Annotated in this window: 36 protein-coding genes and 1 tRNA gene; 34 read left to right on the forward strand and 3 right to left on the reverse strand. The window is 42.3% G+C overall.

Going from position 1 to position 19,177, the window contains the following annotated elements; translation table 11 throughout:
- Positions 1–8: 8 nt before the first annotated feature.
- The 13 genes from C805_RS07360 to C805_RS07415 all read left to right on the forward strand — a co-directional run bounded on the left by C805_RS07360 (position 9) and on the right by C805_RS07415 (position 7,126).
- Complete coding sequence (locus C805_RS07360) at positions 9–1,283, forward strand: phage minor capsid protein (protein ID WP_016213157.1); 1,275 nt, start codon at positions 9–11, stop codon at positions 1,281–1,283.
- Between the two features lie 23 nt (positions 1,284–1,306).
- Positions 1,307–1,561, forward strand: coding sequence for a hypothetical protein (locus tag C805_RS0103885; RefSeq protein ID WP_022750820.1), 255 nt, complete (start codon positions 1,307–1,309; stop codon positions 1,559–1,561).
- Positions 1,558–1,848 (forward strand): hypothetical protein, encoded by a 291-nt coding sequence (locus C805_RS07365; RefSeq protein WP_016213159.1) that lies wholly within the window; start codon positions 1,558–1,560, stop codon positions 1,846–1,848. The genes C805_RS0103885 and C805_RS07365 overlap by 4 nt, the downstream gene beginning before the upstream one ends.
- Before the next feature lie 58 nt (positions 1,849–1,906).
- Positions 1,907–2,248, forward strand: a complete 342-nt coding sequence (locus C805_RS07370; RefSeq protein WP_016213160.1) for a hypothetical protein — start codon at positions 1,907–1,909, stop codon at positions 2,246–2,248.
- Positions 2,249–2,253: 5 nt separating this feature from the next.
- Positions 2,254–2,622 (forward strand): hypothetical protein, encoded by a 369-nt coding sequence (locus C805_RS07375; RefSeq protein WP_016213161.1) that lies wholly within the window; start codon positions 2,254–2,256, stop codon positions 2,620–2,622.
- Positions 2,622–3,032 carry a GIY-YIG nuclease family protein gene (locus C805_RS07380; RefSeq protein ID WP_016213162.1) on the forward strand — a complete coding sequence of 137 codons (411 nt, stop codon included), beginning with the start codon at positions 2,622–2,624 and terminating at the stop codon, positions 3,030–3,032. The genes C805_RS07375 and C805_RS07380 overlap by 1 nt, the downstream gene beginning before the upstream one ends.
- A 53-nt stretch (positions 3,033–3,085) precedes the next feature.
- Positions 3,086–3,388, forward strand: coding sequence for a hypothetical protein (locus C805_RS07385; RefSeq protein ID WP_016213163.1), 303 nt, complete (start codon positions 3,086–3,088; stop codon positions 3,386–3,388).
- A 326-nt stretch (positions 3,389–3,714) separates the two neighbouring features.
- Positions 3,715–4,269: a hypothetical protein gene (locus C805_RS07395; RefSeq protein ID WP_016213165.1), complete on the forward strand. Its 555-nt coding sequence runs from the start codon at positions 3,715–3,717 to the stop codon at positions 4,267–4,269.
- 43 nt (positions 4,270–4,312) lie between these two features.
- Positions 4,313–4,441: a hypothetical protein gene (locus tag C805_RS27290; RefSeq protein ID WP_256379629.1), complete on the forward strand. Its 129-nt coding sequence runs from the start codon at positions 4,313–4,315 to the stop codon at positions 4,439–4,441.
- Positions 4,442–4,501: 60 nt separating this feature from the next.
- A complete protein-coding gene (locus tag C805_RS0103900; RefSeq protein WP_016213167.1) occupies positions 4,502–5,326 on the forward strand; it encodes a hypothetical protein in 825 nt (274 codons plus the stop codon).
- A gap of 317 nt (positions 5,327–5,643) precedes the next feature.
- Positions 5,644–6,075, forward strand: a complete 432-nt coding sequence (locus C805_RS07405; protein ID WP_016213168.1) for a hypothetical protein — start codon at positions 5,644–5,646, stop codon at positions 6,073–6,075.
- 70 nt (positions 6,076–6,145) lie between these two features.
- Positions 6,146–6,571, forward strand: a complete 426-nt coding sequence (locus C805_RS07410) for a hypothetical protein (protein ID WP_016213169.1) — start codon at positions 6,146–6,148, stop codon at positions 6,569–6,571.
- A gap of 3 nt (positions 6,572–6,574) precedes the next feature.
- Positions 6,575–7,126 carry a hypothetical protein gene (locus tag C805_RS07415; protein ID WP_016213170.1) on the forward strand — a complete coding sequence of 184 codons (552 nt, stop codon included), beginning with the start codon at positions 6,575–6,577 and terminating at the stop codon, positions 7,124–7,126.
- A 17-nt stretch (positions 7,127–7,143) separates the two neighbouring features.
- Here the strand turns inward: C805_RS07415 and C805_RS27295 are convergent, their stop codons facing one another.
- Genes C805_RS27295 through C805_RS07425 form a run of 3 tightly spaced genes read right to left on the reverse strand, consistent with a single transcriptional unit; the run spans position 7,144 to position 7,810 of the window.
- Positions 7,144–7,269, reverse strand: coding sequence for a hypothetical protein (locus C805_RS27295; protein ID WP_022750823.1), 126 nt, complete (start codon positions 7,267–7,269; stop codon positions 7,144–7,146).
- A gap of 48 nt (positions 7,270–7,317) precedes the next feature.
- The gene (locus tag C805_RS07420) at positions 7,318–7,539 is read right to left on the reverse strand and encodes a hypothetical protein (RefSeq protein ID WP_016213171.1); all 222 of its coding nucleotides are present in this window, start codon (positions 7,537–7,539) and stop codon (positions 7,318–7,320) included.
- Positions 7,540–7,585: 46 nt separating this feature from the next.
- Positions 7,586–7,810, reverse strand: a complete 225-nt coding sequence (locus C805_RS07425) for a hypothetical protein (RefSeq protein ID WP_016213172.1) — start codon at positions 7,808–7,810, stop codon at positions 7,586–7,588.
- A gap of 174 nt (positions 7,811–7,984) precedes the next feature.
- On the opposite strand from C805_RS07425, the gene C805_RS07430 reads away from it, so the two are divergent.
- The 21 genes from C805_RS07430 (at position 7,985) to C805_RS07500 (ending at position 19,176) form a co-directional block, all read left to right on the forward strand.
- Entirely contained in the window at positions 7,985–8,185 is a 201-nt protein-coding gene (locus C805_RS07430) for an Arc family DNA-binding protein (RefSeq protein ID WP_016213173.1), read from the forward strand.
- 34 nt (positions 8,186–8,219) lie between these two features.
- A complete protein-coding gene (locus tag C805_RS07435; RefSeq protein ID WP_016213174.1) occupies positions 8,220–8,399 on the forward strand; it encodes a hypothetical protein in 180 nt (59 codons plus the stop codon).
- Between the two features lie 1,308 nt (positions 8,400–9,707).
- On the forward strand, positions 9,708–9,941 hold the full coding sequence (locus C805_RS07440) for a Lar family restriction alleviation protein (protein ID WP_016213176.1): 234 nt from the start codon (positions 9,708–9,710) through the stop codon (positions 9,939–9,941).
- A complete protein-coding gene (locus tag C805_RS25640; protein WP_016213177.1) occupies positions 9,938–10,096 on the forward strand; it encodes a cysteine-rich KTR domain-containing protein in 159 nt (52 codons plus the stop codon). Before C805_RS07440 ends, C805_RS25640 begins: the two co-directional genes overlap by 4 nt.
- Positions 10,093–10,296, forward strand: a complete 204-nt coding sequence (locus C805_RS0103915; protein WP_022750826.1) for a hypothetical protein — start codon at positions 10,093–10,095, stop codon at positions 10,294–10,296. The genes C805_RS25640 and C805_RS0103915 overlap by 4 nt, the downstream gene beginning before the upstream one ends.
- A gap of 270 nt (positions 10,297–10,566) precedes the next feature.
- Positions 10,567–10,640 (forward strand) — tRNA-OTHER (locus C805_RS26180).
- A gap of 214 nt (positions 10,641–10,854) precedes the next feature.
- On the forward strand, positions 10,855–11,499 hold the full coding sequence (locus C805_RS24940) for a phage scaffolding protein (protein WP_016213178.1): 645 nt from the start codon (positions 10,855–10,857) through the stop codon (positions 11,497–11,499).
- A gap of 2 nt (positions 11,500–11,501) precedes the next feature.
- Positions 11,502–12,416 (forward strand): hypothetical protein, encoded by a 915-nt coding sequence (locus C805_RS07445; RefSeq protein ID WP_016213179.1) that lies wholly within the window; start codon positions 11,502–11,504, stop codon positions 12,414–12,416.
- Positions 12,417–12,426: 10 nt separating this feature from the next.
- Positions 12,427–12,732: a hypothetical protein gene (locus C805_RS07450; protein ID WP_016213180.1), complete on the forward strand. Its 306-nt coding sequence runs from the start codon at positions 12,427–12,429 to the stop codon at positions 12,730–12,732.
- Between the two features lie 60 nt (positions 12,733–12,792).
- On the forward strand, positions 12,793–13,044 hold the full coding sequence (locus C805_RS07455; protein ID WP_016213181.1) for a hypothetical protein: 252 nt from the start codon (positions 12,793–12,795) through the stop codon (positions 13,042–13,044).
- A 2-nt stretch (positions 13,045–13,046) separates the two neighbouring features.
- On the forward strand, positions 13,047–13,598 hold the full coding sequence (locus C805_RS07460; protein ID WP_016213182.1) for a head-tail connector protein: 552 nt from the start codon (positions 13,047–13,049) through the stop codon (positions 13,596–13,598).
- A gap of 127 nt (positions 13,599–13,725) precedes the next feature.
- Positions 13,726–14,457, forward strand: a complete 732-nt coding sequence (locus C805_RS07465; RefSeq protein ID WP_016213183.1) for a DUF5131 family protein — start codon at positions 13,726–13,728, stop codon at positions 14,455–14,457.
- A gap of 68 nt (positions 14,458–14,525) precedes the next feature.
- Positions 14,526–14,999, forward strand: coding sequence for a hypothetical protein (locus C805_RS0103925; protein WP_022750827.1), 474 nt, complete (start codon positions 14,526–14,528; stop codon positions 14,997–14,999).
- 247 nt (positions 15,000–15,246) lie between these two features.
- Positions 15,247–15,453, forward strand: a complete 207-nt coding sequence (locus C805_RS07470; RefSeq protein ID WP_022750829.1) for a hypothetical protein — start codon at positions 15,247–15,249, stop codon at positions 15,451–15,453.
- A gap of 3 nt (positions 15,454–15,456) precedes the next feature.
- Positions 15,457–15,615, forward strand: coding sequence for a hypothetical protein (locus tag C805_RS26185; protein ID WP_016213186.1), 159 nt, complete (start codon positions 15,457–15,459; stop codon positions 15,613–15,615).
- A 3-nt stretch (positions 15,616–15,618) separates the two neighbouring features.
- Positions 15,619–16,074, forward strand: a complete 456-nt coding sequence (locus C805_RS07475) for a hypothetical protein (RefSeq protein WP_016213187.1) — start codon at positions 15,619–15,621, stop codon at positions 16,072–16,074.
- A gap of 2 nt (positions 16,075–16,076) precedes the next feature.
- Complete coding sequence (locus tag C805_RS07480; protein WP_016213188.1) at positions 16,077–16,595, forward strand: phage tail tube protein; 519 nt, start codon at positions 16,077–16,079, stop codon at positions 16,593–16,595.
- A gap of 13 nt (positions 16,596–16,608) precedes the next feature.
- The gene (locus C805_RS07485; RefSeq protein WP_016213189.1) at positions 16,609–17,061 is read left to right on the forward strand and encodes a hypothetical protein; all 453 of its coding nucleotides are present in this window, start codon (positions 16,609–16,611) and stop codon (positions 17,059–17,061) included.
- Positions 17,061–17,651, forward strand: a complete 591-nt coding sequence (locus C805_RS07490) for a Gp15 family bacteriophage protein (RefSeq protein ID WP_016213190.1) — start codon at positions 17,061–17,063, stop codon at positions 17,649–17,651. Before C805_RS07485 ends, C805_RS07490 begins: the two co-directional genes overlap by 1 nt.
- Positions 17,648–18,703 (forward strand): radical SAM family protein, encoded by a 1,056-nt coding sequence (locus C805_RS07495; RefSeq protein ID WP_022750830.1) that lies wholly within the window; start codon positions 17,648–17,650, stop codon positions 18,701–18,703. Before C805_RS07490 ends, C805_RS07495 begins: the two co-directional genes overlap by 4 nt.
- On the forward strand, positions 18,703–19,176 hold the full coding sequence (locus C805_RS07500; protein ID WP_016213192.1) for a hypothetical protein: 474 nt from the start codon (positions 18,703–18,705) through the stop codon (positions 19,174–19,176). Before C805_RS07495 ends, C805_RS07500 begins: the two co-directional genes overlap by 1 nt.
- The last annotated feature ends 1 nt before the right edge of the window (position 19,177 follow it).

A 19,177-nucleotide genomic window follows, 5' to 3' on the forward strand; every position in this document is an offset into this window, starting at 1 on the left:
AATATTGTATGTTTACGCCAGAATATCTCAATGAATTAGTGGAAAGTAGCCACGTCGTCGCATCTGAATTTAATATGTACCTGACAAACAAAGTCATTGATTCTATTGTCAATCTCTTTGAATCAGAGGGAGAAATCAAGATTATTCCGTCCAATGTGCAAAGATTAAAGCTGTTAAATGAACAATCCGGCATATTAGCATCTGATATTGAAAAGGAAATCAGAAAGCGTCTGCCAGGTGTTGAAAAAAAAATCCGAGAAGCATTTCTACAAGCCGGATATGAAATCAATGAGGACATAAATAAATCCGTGGCTGATATGGTAGAATCTGACAAAGAATTAAAGGACTTTGTTGGAAAAGCACCGCGCCTTGAAAATCTGACAGAGAGTGAAAAGAAGCTGTTAGATGCGGCATATAAGCGGACAAAGGGAGAAATCCGCAACTTGACAAGGACAACAGCGGCAGACCTTAACCAGCAGTTTAATAAGTCTTGTGATGCGGCATGGTGGAAAGCCACGCATGGAGTTGACAGAAACACGGCTATCAGAGAAGCTGTAACAGAAGTATCAAAATACGGAACGCATGTTGTGTATGAGGGTGGCAGAAAAATGACCGTTGAAGCCGCTGTTAGAATGTGCGTGTTGACCGGGATAAATCAGGCAAATGCAGAAATAACGCTGACTGAATGTGCCAACGCAGGATTAAGAACGGTTCTTGTTAGTAGCCATATTGGAGCAAGATATACTGACAAAGAGGAGCCGGCGAACCACCAGAGCTGGCAAGGAAAAATATATTCTATATCTGATTCATTATTAGAAAAGATGGGATATAAAGAACCAAAAAAGAATATTTTTGGCAAGATAAAAGATTTTTTTCAACGATTCAAGAGACAGAAAAAATACCCTGATTTGGTGGAAGTTACCGGGTACGGAACGGTTACGGGGCTATGCGGCGCGAATTGCCGACACACAATGCACATGCATTATCCCGGAAATAGTAATCCATACAAAGACTACGACAATGAGGAAAACAGGCAGAAATATGACTTATTCCAGAAACAGCGGGCAATGGAGCGGCGTATCAGAGATGCTAAGAAGCGAATGTATAATATTAAGCACTCTATCAAAACTCTGCATGATGAAAACGCTATTTCTGCTATGAAAGAGGAATTATCAGAGGTTAAAGCGTTGTTTGATAGGCAGTTTGGGGAGTATGAGAGTTTTTGTAAACAAAACGGATTGCATATCGACCAAGAGCGTCTATATGTGGGGAATCAGAAGTAATGACCGCATAAAGGTAGCTGATTTTGGCAGGGAGCAGACAAAAAGAGCAAATAGTGGAGCAAAGAGGTATAAAAAAGACAATGAGTGATTGCGGAGTAAAAAATGAAGTAGAAAGAGATGTTTGTGAATTTTATGGAGTTTCTCATGAGCAATACGATAATATAGTGAGGGGCATCGGTATTACGGATGCTCTTAAAAAATATGGGATAGAAATAGATGAAGCAAAAATAAAGCAAGCGAATCAGGGCGCAAGAAGATATAAAAAGGAGAAGGAATGAAAACTGAATTAGATAAGAAAATCGAAAAGGAAACAACATTTTTATTCAATGGTATTCAGTTCGGATTCCGGTTAGATGACTATACAAGGGAATTTGGTTATCTATTGGCAAGATTCCATGTTATTACTGATATTGAAATTGTGAGTGATTTCATGAAAAAGAAAATGTTTTTTGATGGAAAATTGCTCGACTGTGGTATTCCTTTGAAATGTTACCTTGCTGGAATATCACGTGAAGGCTGTTCTGAATATTTCAAAGTTAATATTGTTGGGGAAGAAATACGATGAATAATTGGTACAACCCCCGCCCGAATCTGTTGTAAAATTGTGGCAGGAGGTAGGGAAGATGATTAGAGAAGTTAAACTGAATACATTACATATGTTTGAAAACGAAAACATAGATAATAGCGACTATCCTTTGTGGAGGAAAATTGCGGAGTATATGAACGGAGAGACCGCATTTGTGATTGAGAGTAGCGCGGTTGACGGTCAATATGTTTTTCTTGGATTGAAAAACGAAAAGAAGAATAAAGAACTGTATTATATGATGGAGCAGGACAGCGTGACGGGAGTTTTTATTAACGATAGAGAAGGATTTGATAAGGATTGGGACAGCAGAACATATGAACATGATGGTTGTTTCTATTTAGAACCTCAATATATTGTTTTTAGGAATAACGGGAGCTGAATATCATGGATAAATGGATAAAATACAACCCAAACCCCAAAGAAAGGCGTGTCGGCGATTGCGCCATCCGTGCGTGTTGCAAGGCTACGGGGCGCACATGGAATGAAGTCTTTGACGACCTTGTACAGATTGCATACCGTCAAAAGGATGTTCTATCAGCAAATAAGGTATGGGGAGAATACCTGGCAGACAATGGATATGTACGCTATGAGCCGGATTACCCTATGGACGTTTACAAATTCTGTTGCAATTTTCCGCATGGAACATACGTTTTAGGGCTTGACGGGCATGTGGTGACGGTGGTGGACGGGCGGTTCTATGACACTTGGGATTCGTCCGGGAAGAGTGTTATTTATTTTTGGGAGAGGGGATAATGTCTAAAAACAAATATACGATATACAAGATATTTTATGACAGTCCGACTGGCGAGTTTATCGCTTATCTTGGTAGGACAAAACAGCCTATAAATGCAAGACTTAACGGCCATTTCTTCCAAAAGCCATTTCACAAGCTGATTGATGTACTGCAAGTAAGCCATATCGAGGTAGCAGAGTGCAAAACCGAAGCGGATATGTTTCTGTATGAAATTTATTACATAAACAAATATAAGCCAACTCTGAACAGAGATGATAAATCCAAAGAGGAATTAACAATCCTTCTGCCGGAATTACATTTTGAGACGTTGCACAACGAAGCACTTATGGATAAATGGAAAGATAAGATAAAGCGCAGAAATGAGTTTGCAGAGAATTATCAGCCGGGAGATTGTCTTGTGTGGTATTGAATTATTTCCCTAAAATTGCTATAATGAGGGAAATACAGAGCGGAGGTGCGGGAATGGAAAATAGGGATAATGTGAAGGAAAAAGAAGATAAAGGAATTGCTATGGAAATATTTAAAACACTGAAAAGAGTTTTGTTTTTTCAATGGATTGTTATAGGTGTTTTGATTCTTATCATAGCAGCCCAAAGCTTTTACCATGATTATAAGTGGTCTGAATTTGATACTGTAGTGGTTGACAGCGGCGACGGTGGCAATGCTGGATATGTTGGAAATGATGGAGATGTGAATAATTATGGCGAGGGTAGCAGTCCACAAAAAGAAGAAGGGCAAGAAACCATCAAAGGGAACCAGAATTAAAAAGAAGTAGGTGCTATGTTGAGAATACCCGATTTTGTAAAATCCGAAATTGACTTTATCAAAGAAAATGCGAATATGACACCGAGAGAAGAGCAGCTTTTCTCTTTGAGAAATAAAGAGTATTCCCTTGAAGAATGTGCAGAGTATATGAATTGTAGCATATCAACGGTGAACCGGGTAAACAAGAGCATGAAGAAAAAGATATTGAGAGTTTTGTGACAGGTTTTTGAATATTTTGAGAGTTTTTTTAGACAGATACATGAAATTGTACCTGTCTATTTTTTATGCGAAAATTTACCCATAGAAAGAAATCGGAGGGCGTTCAGATGGCATTGACAATGAATCCGGCACTAAATCAGCAGATGGCGCAGTTGGAACGGGAATACGAACAGCGCAAGGCAAACATTATGCAGAGCTATTATAATCAGTCGCAAGGCGGTGGCTGGGGACAGCAGAGCGCACCAACCCCCACGCAGAATGTAGACTGGATCAGAGTATCTGGCATTGACGGAGCAAAAAACCAGATTGTACAGCCGGGACAAACTGTTTGGATGATGGACAACAATGAGCCATATTTTTACGTTAAATCTGTTGATAAAATTGGCAGTCCTGAATTTCATGCATTTTTCTTTCAGGAGGTTTCGGAATCTGAAATCAATCAGAGGACAATGCCAACAGAGCAACCGCAAATAGACCTCTCTCAATACGTCCGGCGTGGCGAATTTGAGCAGTTAAAGGCAATGATTGAACAATTTACCAATGCACAGGAAAAACAGCCTGTAAAGGCGAATAAGGAGGTTGCGAGCAATGGCGAATCCGTTAATGGGAATGATGGGAAACAAACAGGCACAGGGAGGACTTCCGGCGCAAGGGGGAAATAAATTCTCCCAAATGATGAATGAATTTAAGCAGTTCCGGCAGGAAATGCAGGGTGTAAATCCGCAGGATAAAATGAATGAGCTTTTGCGCTCCGGCAAGGTAAATCAGCAGCAGATCGAACAGGCGAACCAAATGGCGCAGATGGCACAAGGATTGTTTAAAGGAATGTTTTAAATCGCTACATAACCGTTTTGGCGGTTTTGTAAATAAATCACATATGGAGGTATATGTTACATGAATTCGGACGGATTATCAGCTTCTGATGTTGCTCTGTTAAGCGGCAACAACGGAAACAACAATTGCGGCTGGGGTGGAGACATGTTAGGAATGCTTGCGCTTTTCTTCCTGTTCTCCATGTTCGGCTGGGGCGGCTTCGGCGGCTGGGGCGGTGGCTTCGGCGGTAATGGTGCCGGCGGCGCAATGATGGGATTTGCTACACAGGCAGACCTGCAGAGAGGGTTTGACACGCAGTCTATCATCTCTAAGCTGGACGGAATCAGCAATGGAATCTGTGACAGCACATACGCAGTTACCGGCGCAGTAAACAACCTTGGCACTACCGTAATGCAGGGATTCTCACAGGCTGAATTGTCCCGGTGCAATCAGCAGGCGGCTCTTATGCAGCAGCTTACAACCATGATGTTCAATGCGCAGCAGTGTTGCTGTGATGTTCGCGGGGACATTAAAGACCTGATGTATTCCGGCGCAAAGAACACTTGCGACATTATCCAGTCTACCCACAACGACACGGATAGGGTAATTGCAAGACTTGACCAGATGGAGGCTAACAGACAGGCAGAGCGGATCCATGCACTCGAACTGGAAAATCAGAAACTTTCATTCCAGGCAAGCCAGACAGCGCAGAACGCCTTTATTACAGCAAATCAGGAAGCCCAGACAGCGGAACTTATCCGCAGACTTGGCAAGGATTACCCGGTCAATGCCGTGGTGGTTCAGCCGAGTACGCCCGTTACTTTCCCGGTCAATGGCTGTGGAAACTGGAATGGATGCGGCAGCTATAACGGATGCGGGCAGTGTGGCGGCTGCGGTAGCTGCTAAAAGTAGCTGCTATTTCTAGCAGCACTAACAGAATAATAAATGTATCTTTTCCGTGAAACATCGGAAATGTTCGGCATGAGCCGTTATTACAACGTGGGAGGGCAGAACATGGATTCTGTCCTTTTGCGATTAACTGGACATTGATAACTGAATATAGTCGGTAGTTTGTGGGTTTCTTTTTGCTGTTACTTTGGTACAAATATTTTTCTAAACTATGAGATAATATATTTGTGGCTAGGGAGGTACACCCGAAAAGCAGAAAAGCCTATCTGTCTGCCACAATTCTTAAATAGGCGCACAGAAAGGCTAGGTGCAAAATGGCAATATTAAATTACACAACAACCGTTGACAGCTTTAAAACAGTATCAGAAATAGAATACATATTAATGAAGCACAAAGCAAAATCTATTATGAAAAATTATGAGGGTGAATCTATAACAGGATTGTCATTTCTGATTGATACCGGAGTACAGCAGATTCCGGTTAGGCTCCCGGTTAAGGTGGACGAGTGCTTGAAAGTTCTGAAAAAGGAGAAAAGAGAGAATCCCCGGAAACAAATTAAGGACACAAGAGAACAGGCAGAACGTGTGGCGTGGCGCATACTGAAAGATTGGGTTGAAGTGCAAATGGCCTTATTGGATATTGAGATGGTGCGGTTCGAGGAAATATTTCTACCGTATATCCAAACAAATAACGGTCAAACGGTCTATGAGAGATTGGAAGAAAAGCAATTTTTGTTAGAGGGTTAGAACATAATATAGGAATCCAGAAACTACCGACTATAAACAGTTGGTAGTTTTTTATTTGGAGGAAAATAACATGGCAGAATTTGTAAATGTTCCTGTGCAGACAATACAGGAAAATCAGAACGCTTTGTTTTCTGGTGAAACATCATGCTGCAATAAAGGTCTTGTATTACATAGGACAGGCAGCGGACAGTTTACAGTTCGTGGGTGTACGCAGAATTGCAGAGCAAAATACAGGGTAATCTTTTCTGGCAATATCGCTGTTGCTACTGGCGGAACGGCTGGCCCGATATCCGTTGCAATCGCAATCAACGGAGAAGCAGACTTATCCACAAATGCAATCGTAACTCCGGCAGCAGTTGGCGATTACTTCAACGTGGCTATGGCTACAGATGTATGGATTCCGAAGGGCTGCTGCGTACAGGTATCAATCAAAAACACCTCCACTCAGGCGATTGATATGCAGAACGCAAACATCACGATTAACAGGGAGGGTTAAGTTATGCATAAATTGAGAGAAAACGCAGAAAAAGAGTTGAAAGCGATTGAGGAAAAAGGCTTATCCCAGTCCAACATTGACAATGCCTATAAGCTTGTTTGCATTACTGAAAAGATTGACAAAATCAACATGATGCAGGACGGCGGATATTCGCAGGAGGGCTACAGCCGGGATATGGAAGATTACAGCCGGGAGCGTGGCGGGTATTCCCGTAACGGCGATTACAGCCGGGAGGGGAACTACTCCAATGATTACGATAATGGCAATTCCTATCGCCGCGGCAGGAGCGCGACTACTGGTAGATATGTCCATCGCCCGAACTATTCCCGCCTGTCTGGTGATGATACGGACATGGACAGGTACAAAGAGGATAAGAAACAGTACAGTAACAGTAGAGACGGAGGAGACAAGAATCGGATGCTTGATTCTCTTGAAACTCTTGTTGCAAATGTCTGCGATATGGTGGTACAGATTGACAGAGATTGTGATTGCGTTGACGAGAGGGATATTATTTTCAAACATGTTAAAAATCTGTATGACAGATTGAGAAGATAATAAAAGGGCGGTAGGTGTTATCCTGCCGCCTGTTCTTCACTATTTTCTTGTGGGTCGTAACCGTCAAATTCGTTAGCCGGACGGCTAAAGTATTTCGGCGGTTCATCACTGTAAAAATCAAATTCCATATCATAAGTTGTCATATCCTTCTCACTTTCTCCCTGCATTACCCGGCAGGGACGGGATAGAAATTACATCAGACCGGTTTCTCTTGCAGCTCTGCAAATTCTGCGCATTAGAAATCTTTTTGCGCTTGCGGAAAGTTCGTTATCCCATTCAAATTCATGAATCATTCTCAGAGCGTCATGCCTGTGGTCTAACATCGTTTCGCGGTCTCGCATATTGCAGAAGCGCAATATCATTGTTCTTTCATTCTGTATTGCCCTGAATAAGTCCTTTAATTCAGCTTTCATATCTTCCCTTCTTTCTCCCGGCGCAACCCCGCCGGGTGGGTGGTGGTTAAGCTATATTCATTGATACCCAGCGCTTTGCGCTAATAACGGTTTTACATGTAACAAGAGTTGTAAAACCGCCTCTATCAACTTCAACATCATACAAACCATTTTCATTTTCTGTTATCCAAACAAACTTTCCGTATTTTGAATGGTTTATTTCTCTTGCCCATGAAGTAGGTTCTCCATTTTCTCCGTCCATCTCGTGTATAACTTCCCATTTATTCTTCATTTACCATATCCTCCGTTCCTTTGATAAGTCTATCTTAACACTATTGCTAGCAATATACAAGACGGAATAATTCACAAATATATTACTAGCAATATGTCCGTTAATTGTGCAATTTGTATATTGATAGCAATATATCCGCTATGGTACAATACTGTAAAAGTGAGGTGTTACGGTATGTCCGATAAAGTGAGCAAGGCACAGCAGAGGGCGGTGCAGAAGTATGTCAAGAATAATTATGATAGGGTGGTTTTGACACTGCCAAAAGGGAAACGTGACGAAATAAAGCAGTATGCAGAAATGGACGATAAAAGTATGAACGCTTATATTGTTCAGGCAATCGAAGAAAAAATCTCCAATGACAAGGGGCAGCGGTGAAAGAAAGTGTATAATATAATTCAGGAGGTGTTTTATGAGAAATTTCGACCGAATTAAAAATTGTGAAGACGAATACGAAATGGCAGATTTGATTTGCGGATATATCTTCAATAACTTACACAAATTAAGGGACAACGATTCTTTGGAATATCACAGCTTGCCATTTCTTGAATGGTTACGAAGTAATAGAAATATATTTGACGAAGAACCTTGAAAATATCCAACGATAAAAAGGGGCGGCAGTGATGCCGCTCTTTTGCGTATAACTTTGGTACAAATAATTTTTGAAGCTGTGGTATCATGTAAGCAATCCAAAGAAGCGAGGGAGTTTTGATGATTATTACCATGTATGGAATAGTTGTTTTTCAGCTCGTGGAACGGATTGCCATAGTCTCAAAATCCAGTGAAGCGGTTTTAAGGAAATGCAGTTGTATGTTAGGGTTTTCATACAATGCAATTCCGGCAAGGCATGAAGTTCCGCGAAAGCCATATCTGCAAGAAGTATAAAATATTATGATCGGAATGAACCCACAAAACTATCAAACATTGCAGATATGGCGTACAAAAACAAAATAGATCGAGAAAATTTGTCAGTAAAGACATAAAATCTTGCACAGTCCTTGCAGACAGAAAATGGACAGTGGATAGTAACTTAATTGGAAGAGCCGGAGTAGGGGGCAATCCGAAACGAAAAGGAGTGCAAATCTCCGTGGCTATAGTGTGCCTAATATGCAGGTTTGATTCCTGCCTATCCATGAGCCTATTTCTTTTTAAGGTTTTCTTGTTCAGGCAGATATGGAGAGCATATCAAAGAAAGAGAAACCGGAGTTTTGGAAACTGTTTGGCTTGAAAATCAGAATTGACTATCCATTTCAACAAGAAAATGGGTTCTGCACTGGGAGAAAACGGTCAGCAATAACCAAAAGCGATTCCGTACTATTATCGGTTCGATTCCGATATGCAGATTAAGGACGGTTCGATTCCGTCTCAATAGCAGAGGACAGGTGCGACGGGGTGTTCCGGGCAGGAACGGAACTGATTGTGTCAAGTCAGATGACGACTCTTGACTAACCTACGGGCGTGACCCGGCAGTAGGACAAGGCTCGTCCGCATGGCAAGGTGGACGTAAAACTGTCAAAGATTCCATTCTGATAGGGGAGTTTTCCCCTGTCGGAAACCGCAAAAGGGAGGATATGGGAATGTTGGAGATTTTGAAGTACATATTTAGCAGTTTTTGGGTGTTCAGCGGAACAGTTGTTTTGATTTGGAGTATTGGCATAATGCTTACTCTGATTTTCTATGCTATTTTCGGAGATTCCAAAAAGAAATAGCCTTTAACTTGGTACAACTCCCCCGCCAAACTGCGGTACAATATAAGCAGTAAAGAGCATTAAGAAATGGGCGCGACATAAGGTAAGACCGATATGTAGGCACTGAATATAATCAAAGACAGGAACAAATGTGAAGCGTTTCCTGCGGTACTAATGTTTTTTATTATATAGAAATCGGGAGGGATAGGGAAATGGAAGAATTGAAAAACTGTCCGTTTTGTGGCGGAAAAGCGGTGTTTAATACGGTCAGTAATTCGTCAGCACATCATGGAGTTGGATTTGATTTTGAAATCAAATGTGAGGACTGCGGTGTAAAATTGCCAAATAGGTATAAAGTTGAGTTTTCCTTGACAGGCAGTGGAGGAATAAATCCGCTGTATGATGATAGAAAGAGAGCTGTTGAAGAATGGAACAATCGACCATGACAGAAAAATTTGTACTCTGCCCCATCTGCGGAGGAAAAACCCGAACGAAAATCAGACCGGACACCGAGGCGAAAAACCTACCTATTTTGTGTCGGTTGTGCAAGAATGAGGTTGTAGTGGATATTAAGGACGGGAAAGTGGAAAAAGCAAAATGATAGAATTGAAAACTTGCATGGCAATAGGAAAGCCGTTAAAATATGTTTCTTCGGCAGAAAAACGCCATTATGAATGTAAAAGCTGTAAAAACTGTCCATATAAAATTATAGCACCATGGGAAAGCGAAGAACAGGCAAAAGAGATAGGAAAGAGACCGTTAAGGAACTTCTTTTCAGGTAAAAAGATAAGATGTAGATAATTTAGAGCCAAGACGCATTGACGCAAGAGCCAGTAGATACGAGAAATCGTGTTTGCTGGCATTTTTATTTTGACATTATCTAATTTTTGATAAATTTCCTAACTCTCCTTTCATGAGGGTGCATCCGTCAGTAATGGTGCTGTAAAGGCGGTTCAATTCCGCATGGGTGCATTATGTGAAAATCAACCCAGTTACTTTGTGGAGTGCTGACCGTGACAGGCGGTATTTCCCTTATCCTAGCGTCTGCCCCTTGTGGGTGGGCGCACTCCTGGGAGATTAATGATAACTGGAAATCGCCTAGACTCCAAATCTACGGTACGAGGGTTCGATTCCTTCATCTCCTGTTTGGCAGACGCGCCAAGTTCTTCATATCTGGTTCAAATCCAGTCGCCTTGACAGAAAAATCGTGATGCGCAGCGAAAGTATCTTGAAAAGGTAGGGGCGTTGGCAGTAAGCGCGGTTCGATTCCGCTGTGAAGAATTACCCCGGCAGTGGTTCATCTGCCTAAATCCATACAGCGGACACGCTGTTAAAAACCATGTTAGGAGGATATGACACATGAAAAACATTGAACAGATTTTGAAAGAAACAGGAATCGAGGTTACGGACGAACAGAAAGTGGCGGTCAATGCTGCGGTGACGGAGAACTACAAGACCATTGCAGAGTTTGACAAGCAGGCTAAGAAGCTGACGGCAGCAGAAGCAGACCGGGACAATTACAAAGGGCAGCTTGACACGGCGAATGAAACCCTGGAAAAGTTCAAGGACATCGACCCGGAGAAGCAGGCAGAGGAGATTCAGAAGTATAAGCAGGCGGCGAAAGAAGCGCAGGACATGGCTACGAAACAGATTTTGGAGCGTGACCAGAGGGATTATCTGAAAGGTGAGTTTGACAATCTGGGCATCAAATCAGGACGTGTCAGGGATTCGCTTATGCGTGAAATCATGGGCGAGGACGGCTTGAAGTGGAAGGACGGCGCATTTATGGGGCTGTCGGACTATCTGGCAAAGGAGAATGAAAAAGACCATTTCTATCAGACCGAAGCGGAAAAGGCAGAAGCCGAAGCCAAGGAGAAAGCTGCCGGCAGTGCGCCGAAAGGACAGTTCACGGCTCCCACTACCGGGAAACCTGCTGGGGGCGATGACAAGCCCACTTTCAATTTCGGATTCACCCCGATAAGGGAGGTTAAGAAAGGAGATTAATAATGGCAGAACCATTGAACTATGCAGAAAAATATGAGCAGGCGTTGGCAAACGCATATCCGCAGCAGCTTCATTTTGCGGCACTTCGCAGCACGGAGAATGACAGCCGTTATACGTTCCTGAACGCCAAGACAATCCATATCCCGATTCTGTCCACCACTGGCAGGACAAATGCCAGCCGGGACGAAATCACGGGATTTTCCCGGAACTTTGAAAATGACTGGGAGGACAAGACCCTGACATTCCATCGTGAGTGGTCAACCCTGGTTCACCCGATGGATATTGACGAAACGAATCAGGTAGCGTCTATCACCAATATCACCCGAACATTCAACGAGCAGCAGAAATTCCCGGAGATGGACGACTATCTGGTGTCTAAACTGCACTCTGACTGGGTGGACGCTGGCGGCGAGGATATTACCACGGAACTCACAACAGCAAATATCCTTGAAGTGTTCGACACGTTGATGATGGATATGGACGAGGGAGACGTTCCAGCAACGGGCAGACTGTTATACGTCAATCCTAAGACTTACAAAATGCTGAAAAATGCGGAGAAGATTGGCCGCAGCATTTCCGTCAATGGGCAGAACGATGAAGAGATTAACCGGCTGATTGCCAGGCTTGACGAGGTGAATATTGAAAAGGTTCCTTCTAAGCACATGAAAACCGCTTATGACTTCACTACTGGCTCCAAGGTCGGAGCAAGCGCAAAACAGATTCAGATGTTTCTGGTTCACCCGTCCTGCGTGATTACGCCGGAAAAGTATGATTTCGTTGGACTGTCTGCCCCGGACGCAAAAAGCAAGGGCAAGTGGCTGTACTATGAGGAATCCTATGGTGATGTGTTCATCCTGAATCAGCGGATTGCCGGACTGCGGTTTGTCACCGAGGGAACCGGCGGATTATCATCATAGGAGGTGCAGCATGGCAGTAGGAAATATGCTTAGAGTATTAAAGGGGAATCAGGAAACACTGATTTCCCCAGCAAATAAAGATGAATACCTGAAAAAGGGCTACAGTGTAATCGACGAGGACGGCACTGTGCTGGAAAAAGGCACAAAAACCAAACACGCTGTTGAAGAAGAACTGAAAGCAGCCAATAAGCGGATCGCTGAACTGGAAGCAGAATTGAGAGGATATAAAGAATCTGATTCTGCTAAAAGTGAAGCTGCTGAAAAAGGTAAAGATTCCGGGCAGAAGAAAGGTGGAAGTAAGCTGACCGGGGAGTAAGAATTAAACCGGCATGGGATATGTAAAGTATTTCATGCCGGAAAAAAGATTGGAGGAAGTATGAAGTATAGAAAGAAACCCGTTGTAATTGAGGCTATGCAATGGACAGGACAATTTGACAGGAACATGAGCCTTTTTGTCGGAGATAAAGCGACAATTAAGGGCGTGAAAGAGCCTTTTGAAATGATTATCCACACTTTAGAGGGAGATATGACCGCTTCTGTTGGTGATTTTATCATCAAGGGTGTAAATGGCGAACTGTACCCTTACAAGCCAGACATATTTGAAAAGACCTATGAGGTAGCAGAGTAACTATGGGATATGTAACCTACGACTACTACAAAAGCATATACGGCGAGGATTCTATACCAGAAACCGACTTTAACCGGCTGTCATGGGAGGCTTGCCGGAAAGTGGACGCTCTTACGCTAAATAAGCTGAAATTCGCATTTCCCACCAACGAGGACGATGCAGAAGCCGTCCGGCGGTGCGTCTGCAAGCTGATTGAGATTGCCGGGCAGATTGAAGCGGCAAACAAGCGTGTGACAGAGGGACAGGGGTACATCACGGACGAATCCGGCGCGCTTCGCGGTAAAGTAGTATCTTCTGTTTCCTCCGGCTCTGAATCCATATCGTACACAGCAAAGGCAGAGCAGTCCACAGAAATTGACGAAGCGGCGAGAGACCCTGAAAAGCGTGAAAAGCTATACCGCGATACTGTAAGAGAATATCTCTCACTCGTGCCGGATTCAAACGGTGTGAACCTTCTGTATGCCGGAATCCCCTACCCACGCCGCAATGCCCCGATAAGCAGACCGCCGGAGGATAAGCCAGTGGAAAAGCCAACGGAGCCGGAGGAAAGCTAAAAAGAATTGCACATTGACAACTGAATAGCTGATAGTTTGTGGGGTTCTGTGGCGTTTAAGTTGGTACAAACGCTGATTCTTTCCATGATAAAATATACATATCAAATAAATTGTGGAGGGAATTTGCATGAACAAAACAAAAATTGATTGGTGTGATTCAACATGGAATCCGGTTACTGGGTGTTTTCACGATTGCGAATACTGCTATGCAAGGGGTATTGCTGAAAGGTTTGGAGGAAAACAGAAGTATGCAAATATTTTTGATGAATCGGAGCCGATAAGAGGAAGTGACGGAAAAGCACTTGCATATCCTCACAGCTTTAGTCCTACGTTCCACAGATACCGATTGAATGACTACATAGGAAAGCAGGGCAGAAATATCTTTGTGTGCTCTATGTCCGATTTGTTTGGGAAGTGGGTGCCGGATGAATGGATTCAGGAAGTGTTTGAGGCTTGCGGGAAAGCACCACAGCATAATTATCTGTTTCTGACGAAGAATCCGGCGAGGTATGTCGAACTGATAAACAATACAGATTTTTTTGTAAAGACAAAAGGGAATATGTGGTTCGGATATTCTTACACTGAAAAAGAAAGTAAACAATGGTGGAATCCTGATTATAACATATTCGCAAGTGTAGAGCCGATTTTAGAACCAATAGACGTACCACGTTGCAAATGGCTTATTGTGGGCGCAGAAACAGGAAGAAGAAAAGACAAGGTAATTCCTAAAAGAGAATGGATTGAACAAATTGTGGAAGATTGCAGAAAATACGGCATCCCAATCTTTATGAAGTCAAGCCTTGCGGATATATGGGGCGAACCACTCATACAAGAGTTTCCGGCAGAACTAAGAAAATAACAGAAATTCAGAAACTATCAGCTATCCAGTTGGTAGTTTCTTTTTATTTGCAGAAATGGGGTGATTGCGTGGGAATAGGCTATGTTGACAGCGTGATTGTCTACAATCGGTACATAAACGGACTTATGGAAACAGAAACATATTTCGGCACACGGTTTGACAATGTGCGTGTGGAACTGACGCAGGGGGCGAACCAAAAGGCAAGCGGCATGGAAAACGCCAGCGTATGCGTGGTGAAAATCCCGAACAATGGCAATCTGCCGAAGCCGTACAAAGCGCCGGAAGTGTGGAATGACCTCACAACGGAGGATATGCTTGAGAGTTTCACGCTTGACACCGAGGGGAAAAATTTCTTCGTAATTGTGAAGAAAGCGGAATTAGGCATTGACATTGACGTTCCTATCGGGCTGATAGACCAAGACGAAACCAAGTACCCCGGCGGCTTTTTTGAGTATATCAAAACCAAGTACGGATATGCATTCAGCGTTGATACGGTGGACGTTTATACCTTAATACCAAGATTTGAAATAGGAGGAAGATAGTGTTTATCAGGGCTAAGAATATTTACAAATGCCGATTGTGTGGAATGCAATTTGAAGAAGAAAAATGTGATGATATGCGAAGCGAAAACATAAACACCAATTTTTTTCTCTCCATATAACTGGCACAAGTGTGATGATGGGCGTAATGGTTTTTCTGATTTGCTTGGTACATATGGCGGAGAAGTGATAAATGAGTAGTACATTTATACGCTGATACCGAGGTTTGAGATTGGAGGAAGATAAGAAGATGAAAGAGATTAAACTTATTATACCTGAGAACGGAGAGAAGTTATCTGCAAATGTTGATGAACTGCACAAGGAACTTCTGAAACTTCCGGCTGAAATGTATGTGAATTTGTATCACATGATGAAAAGCAAGATGGAGAACAGCTATTTTGTTTCAAATGGCTGTATTTCTGCCAGTTCTATTTCTTCTGGCGCAGTAAGGATTTAGCCTATGCCCGAAGAAATCAAAGAACGCCTGTCAAAAACGGGATTTAATTTGGACTTTAGAAAGATAGATTTTGAAAAGTTAAGACACATTGAACAGACAGGCGATAAGAGGGAATATAAAATCACTACGGGAGAAATTCCTGTAGAACTGTTAAAGGTGTAAGTTATGGCAGAGGAGATAAAAGAGAGATTACCGAAAACGGAATATGATAAAGTCGGGGAAATGCTGCTGGAACTGATTGCAGAGTGTCCGTATATTCCGGAGGGCACAAAGATTAAGTACAACTCTAAAGATGTTGGAAAGTGTGTGTATATCATATCCGGCGGCGGAGGGATAAAGAAATGGGACATCTCAGGAGGATTCACAGCAGAGTTAAATATTCAGATTGCCTACCAGAGCTTTCCGACCGGAAACGGACAGATGATAAATGCGCAGGCGGTTTTGGATAATATTGCCGGATGGCTGGAAGATGTGGAAAATTTGCCAGAGCTGACCGGAAACAGAAAAATAACGAAATTTACCACAGGCGACAGTTTTTCGGCTGTTGAAGAAGTCGGAAATGACAAATCAACTGTATATGTATCGAATGTGGTAATGGAATATCGAAAGAAAGGAGCGTAAAAATGAAAAGACATGAATTGCAGCATTTTGTAGATATAAACAACGATAAGACCATGTCAAATCCGAGCTATCACCTTCTTGGGGAAGGAATAACTTCCCTGACAGAGGAATTTAACGCTGAAGAAGAATCGGAGCAGTGGATTAACCAGCAAAACGGAACGACGGATGTGAAATCGTATACCCCTTCCATTTCCCTCGAAATACAGGACGTGGACCAGGACGATACAGACCTGGTTGACTGGATAAATAACCTTATTGACACATTACCAACTGGCAGCAAGGCAGTTACCTCTTACGTCCGTGTGAGAATTAAAGGAGCTGGCCCGTCTTATCCGGCAGTACAGCGGATGTGCGCAATCACTGTTGGAAATACCGGAGGGGACGCTGGAAGCAATGTTACAAACTCCATCACACTTGGGGGCCGAGGCGATGGAATCCAGGGAACTTTTAATGCAGAAACAAAGAAATTTACGCCGGAGGGAGCTCCTGCACCTTCACGAAGCAAAGCACTGAGCGATTAAACAGGGGGGATGTATGGACAGTTTAAGAGTTGATAATGGTATTAGAAAAATCGAGGTAAATGACAACGGAGATTGCATAGAGTTTTCTGTATCAGACGGAGGATTTTTTAAAGGATTTTCTGAATTATTGCAGTGGTTTGACGACCAGAAAACACAGCAGGAAATAAAAGAAGCAGAAGAACAGGGAAATGAAGTTGTTTCATATGATGGAAAAGAGATAAATTACGAAACACTGAGAAATGTCGTAATAATTCGTGAAAATTTAAGCAAAGAAGTTTGTAAAAAAATTGATAATATTTTTGGAGATTTTGCTTCTGAAAAGATTTTTGGCAAAATTATCCCGGATATGTTTTCAATTGCTGAGTTTTTTGAGAAAATCTCTCCGTTTATTGAGAAATATGCAAAAGAGCGAAATCAGACCATCAGTAAAAAGTATAATAAAAACCGGAAAGGCGCGAAAAGCTGATGTTTAATATCATGCTGGACAGGCTGCCAACTGAATATAGAGGTTATCCAATTAACAGCGATTTTCGAATAGGGATACAGATATTTCAGATTATTGAAGACAGTGAACTGTCGGAAATGGAAAAAGTGTCTGTATCCTGTGAAATGCTGTTTGGTGTTGATAGCGTGACTGAATACCCTGACATTGCAACCATGCAGGAAGGTATCCGGTGGTTTTTGTTTGGATGGTACATGGATAATCCTGTCAGAAGCGAGAAAGAGCGCAAAAAAGATATGGACTATGATATAGACCAGTGGCGTATATATTCCGCTTTTCTGACACAGTTCGGTATAAATCTGAATACTGCTGATATGCATTTCTGGGTATTCATGGGGTTGCTGTCTACACTGGAAGATTGCGCATTTACCAGAATTGTGGACATACGAACAAAAAAGATAGACCCGAAGATGAAACCTTCTGATAAGGCAGAACTTAAAAAAGTAAAAGAATGGTATGCGCTTGAAAGTGTGGAAGATATGCAGATGTCGGCACAGGAACAGGAAGAGTATGACGCATTTATGAGATATGCGAAGGGAGTAAAGGGACATTGAAAGATAAAAAAAACGGAATATATACCATGCAATGTGGAACACAGTGCACCGGGTGTGATTATCCGATACACTTTGATACATACACCGGATGCTCTTTTGCGTGTTCATACTGCTTTGCAAACGAAAAGCCGAATAAAAACATTGTTGCACCTACAAACGGAGGAATTAACGCTTTGCGTCTATTTATCAGTGGCAAACGGACAAGTGAAACGAGGTTCTGCGACTGGAGTATACCCATACACTGGGGTTCGACGAGCGACCCATTCCAACCGATAGAAAAGACGGAGTGCAAAACCCTTGAATGTCTGAAATTGCTTGCAGAAACAAAATATCCGTTCATCATCAGTACAAAGGGGACGCTGATTGCAGAAGAACCTTATATAAGCCTTATTTCGGAATGTGAGTGCGTTGTTCAAATTTCTGCTGCCTGCAAAGAATATGACATAATGGAAATGGGCGCGCCAGAATTTGAAGAACGCATAAAAGCAATTAAAAAACTAAGAGATAAGGCAAAAAGAATAAACATAAGGATTCAACCATATTTCCCTATGTATTTTTCTGAAATTAAAGAAAATCTTAAAGTTTTTTCCGAAGCAGGGGCATATGGAATTATAATAGAGGGATTTTCTACAAGAAGAAAAAATAAGTGCAAAGAAGGTATGGAATATAACGGGAGCAGGTACCAGTATCCGGTTGAGCTTCTTTCGGAAAATTTTAAAGAAATAAAAAATGAGGCACATAAATGTGGTCTTAAATTCTTTTGTGGTGAAACCAGACTGCAATTTCTTGGGGATGATTTGACCTGTTGTGGAACGTCAGGGCTTGGCAGGTTTATTCCAAATAAATACAATTTGCCACACATGGCTTATGATGTAAATTTTCCGATTCCAACAGAAGCAATGAATCGTCCCTCCACTGCAAGGCCATTCAGGAGTGTAAGGCAGACTACGGAATGGTATAACCAAATAAAAAGCAGGAGTTTTGCAGAAATGATGGAAAACAATGAAGAATATGTAAATTGGCTCAGGGAATTAAAGGAGGTGTATGGCTGATGTGTACAAATATGGGAGGAAGTGGTGGAAAAAGCGGAATGAAGAGCGGAGGTTCTGCCAAAGCGAGCAAGCCATCATATTTTAAGGAATCAGAAAAAGCGGTTCAGTTGCAGGCTAATTTTCAACGGAGAGATACAGGGGCAGAATATTCCAAAAAGGTTTGGATTCCAAAATCTCAGCTTACAGAAGATGGAAGACCATCAAGATGGATTGAGGGACAGAAACAGGACCAGGAAGGTTCTTATGTAATGTCCTGGCAGGATTCCAAAGGTAAAAAATTCGGTTCTGGCATGACCCAAAGAGAAAAAGAATATGCACAGAACAGGCAGAAAAGATTCGAGTCTGGTGCAAAATCTTATAATGATTTGCTGTCAAAGGCAAAATCTATGGGAATTAAGGGAGTTCGCAAAGGAATGAAACGTTCAACTATCCAGAGAAAGATAGATGAATTTGAAGAAAAGAAAAAGAAATAAT

Source organism: Eubacterium sp. 14-2, assembly GCF_000403845.2.
Lineage (GTDB): Bacteria > Bacillota > Clostridia > Lachnospirales > Lachnospiraceae > Petralouisia.

Bases quoted from the DNA above. Each gene is read 5' to 3' on its own strand.
- C805_RS07360 (WP_016213157.1), top strand. From the start codon at position 9: ATGTTTACGCCAGAATATCTCAATGAATTAGTGGAAAGTAGCCACGTC.
- C805_RS07365 (WP_016213159.1), top strand. From the start codon at position 1,558: ATGAAAACTGAATTAGATAAGAAAATCGAAAAGGAAACAACATTTTTA.
- C805_RS07370 (WP_016213160.1), top strand. From the start codon at position 1,907: ATGATTAGAGAAGTTAAACTGAATACATTACATATGTTTGAAAACGAA.
- C805_RS07375 (WP_016213161.1), top strand. From the start codon at position 2,254: ATGGATAAATGGATAAAATACAACCCAAACCCCAAAGAAAGGCGTGTC.
- C805_RS07380 (WP_016213162.1), top strand. From the start codon at position 2,622: ATGTCTAAAAACAAATATACGATATACAAGATATTTTATGACAGTCCG.
- C805_RS07385 (WP_016213163.1), top strand. From the start codon at position 3,086: ATGGAAAATAGGGATAATGTGAAGGAAAAAGAAGATAAAGGAATTGCT.
- C805_RS07395 (WP_016213165.1), top strand. From the start codon at position 3,715: ATGGCATTGACAATGAATCCGGCACTAAATCAGCAGATGGCGCAGTTG.
- C805_RS27290 (WP_256379629.1), top strand. From the start codon at position 4,313: ATGCAGGGTGTAAATCCGCAGGATAAAATGAATGAGCTTTTGCGCTCC.
- C805_RS0103900 (WP_016213167.1), top strand. From the start codon at position 4,502: ATGAATTCGGACGGATTATCAGCTTCTGATGTTGCTCTGTTAAGCGGC.
- C805_RS07405 (WP_016213168.1), top strand. From the start codon at position 5,644: ATGGCAATATTAAATTACACAACAACCGTTGACAGCTTTAAAACAGTA.
- C805_RS07410 (WP_016213169.1), top strand. From the start codon at position 6,146: ATGGCAGAATTTGTAAATGTTCCTGTGCAGACAATACAGGAAAATCAG.
- C805_RS07415 (WP_016213170.1), top strand. From the start codon at position 6,575: ATGCATAAATTGAGAGAAAACGCAGAAAAAGAGTTGAAAGCGATTGAG.
- C805_RS27295 (WP_022750823.1), bottom strand. From the start codon at position 7,269: ATGACAACTTATGATATGGAATTTGATTTTTACAGTGATGAACCGCCG.
- C805_RS07420 (WP_016213171.1), bottom strand. From the start codon at position 7,539: ATGAAAGCTGAATTAAAGGACTTATTCAGGGCAATACAGAATGAAAGA.
- C805_RS07425 (WP_016213172.1), bottom strand. From the start codon at position 7,810: ATGAAGAATAAATGGGAAGTTATACACGAGATGGACGGAGAAAATGGA.
- C805_RS07430 (WP_016213173.1), top strand. From the start codon at position 7,985: ATGTCCGATAAAGTGAGCAAGGCACAGCAGAGGGCGGTGCAGAAGTAT.
- C805_RS07435 (WP_016213174.1), top strand. From the start codon at position 8,220: ATGAGAAATTTCGACCGAATTAAAAATTGTGAAGACGAATACGAAATG.
- C805_RS07440 (WP_016213176.1), top strand. From the start codon at position 9,708: ATGGAAGAATTGAAAAACTGTCCGTTTTGTGGCGGAAAAGCGGTGTTT.
- C805_RS25640 (WP_016213177.1), top strand. From the start codon at position 9,938: ATGACAGAAAAATTTGTACTCTGCCCCATCTGCGGAGGAAAAACCCGA.
- C805_RS0103915 (WP_022750826.1), top strand. From the start codon at position 10,093: ATGATAGAATTGAAAACTTGCATGGCAATAGGAAAGCCGTTAAAATAT.
- C805_RS24940 (WP_016213178.1), top strand. From the start codon at position 10,855: ATGAAAAACATTGAACAGATTTTGAAAGAAACAGGAATCGAGGTTACG.
- C805_RS07445 (WP_016213179.1), top strand. From the start codon at position 11,502: ATGGCAGAACCATTGAACTATGCAGAAAAATATGAGCAGGCGTTGGCA.
- C805_RS07450 (WP_016213180.1), top strand. From the start codon at position 12,427: ATGGCAGTAGGAAATATGCTTAGAGTATTAAAGGGGAATCAGGAAACA.
- C805_RS07455 (WP_016213181.1), top strand. From the start codon at position 12,793: ATGAAGTATAGAAAGAAACCCGTTGTAATTGAGGCTATGCAATGGACA.
- C805_RS07460 (WP_016213182.1), top strand. From the start codon at position 13,047: ATGGGATATGTAACCTACGACTACTACAAAAGCATATACGGCGAGGAT.
- C805_RS07465 (WP_016213183.1), top strand. From the start codon at position 13,726: ATGAACAAAACAAAAATTGATTGGTGTGATTCAACATGGAATCCGGTT.
- C805_RS07470 (WP_022750829.1), top strand. From the start codon at position 15,247: ATGAAAGAGATTAAACTTATTATACCTGAGAACGGAGAGAAGTTATCT.
- C805_RS26185 (WP_016213186.1), top strand. From the start codon at position 15,457: ATGCCCGAAGAAATCAAAGAACGCCTGTCAAAAACGGGATTTAATTTG.
- C805_RS07475 (WP_016213187.1), top strand. From the start codon at position 15,619: ATGGCAGAGGAGATAAAAGAGAGATTACCGAAAACGGAATATGATAAA.
- C805_RS07480 (WP_016213188.1), top strand. From the start codon at position 16,077: ATGAAAAGACATGAATTGCAGCATTTTGTAGATATAAACAACGATAAG.
- C805_RS07485 (WP_016213189.1), top strand. From the start codon at position 16,609: ATGGACAGTTTAAGAGTTGATAATGGTATTAGAAAAATCGAGGTAAAT.
- C805_RS07490 (WP_016213190.1), top strand. From the start codon at position 17,061: ATGTTTAATATCATGCTGGACAGGCTGCCAACTGAATATAGAGGTTAT.
- C805_RS07500 (WP_016213192.1), top strand. From the start codon at position 18,703: ATGTGTACAAATATGGGAGGAAGTGGTGGAAAAAGCGGAATGAAGAGC.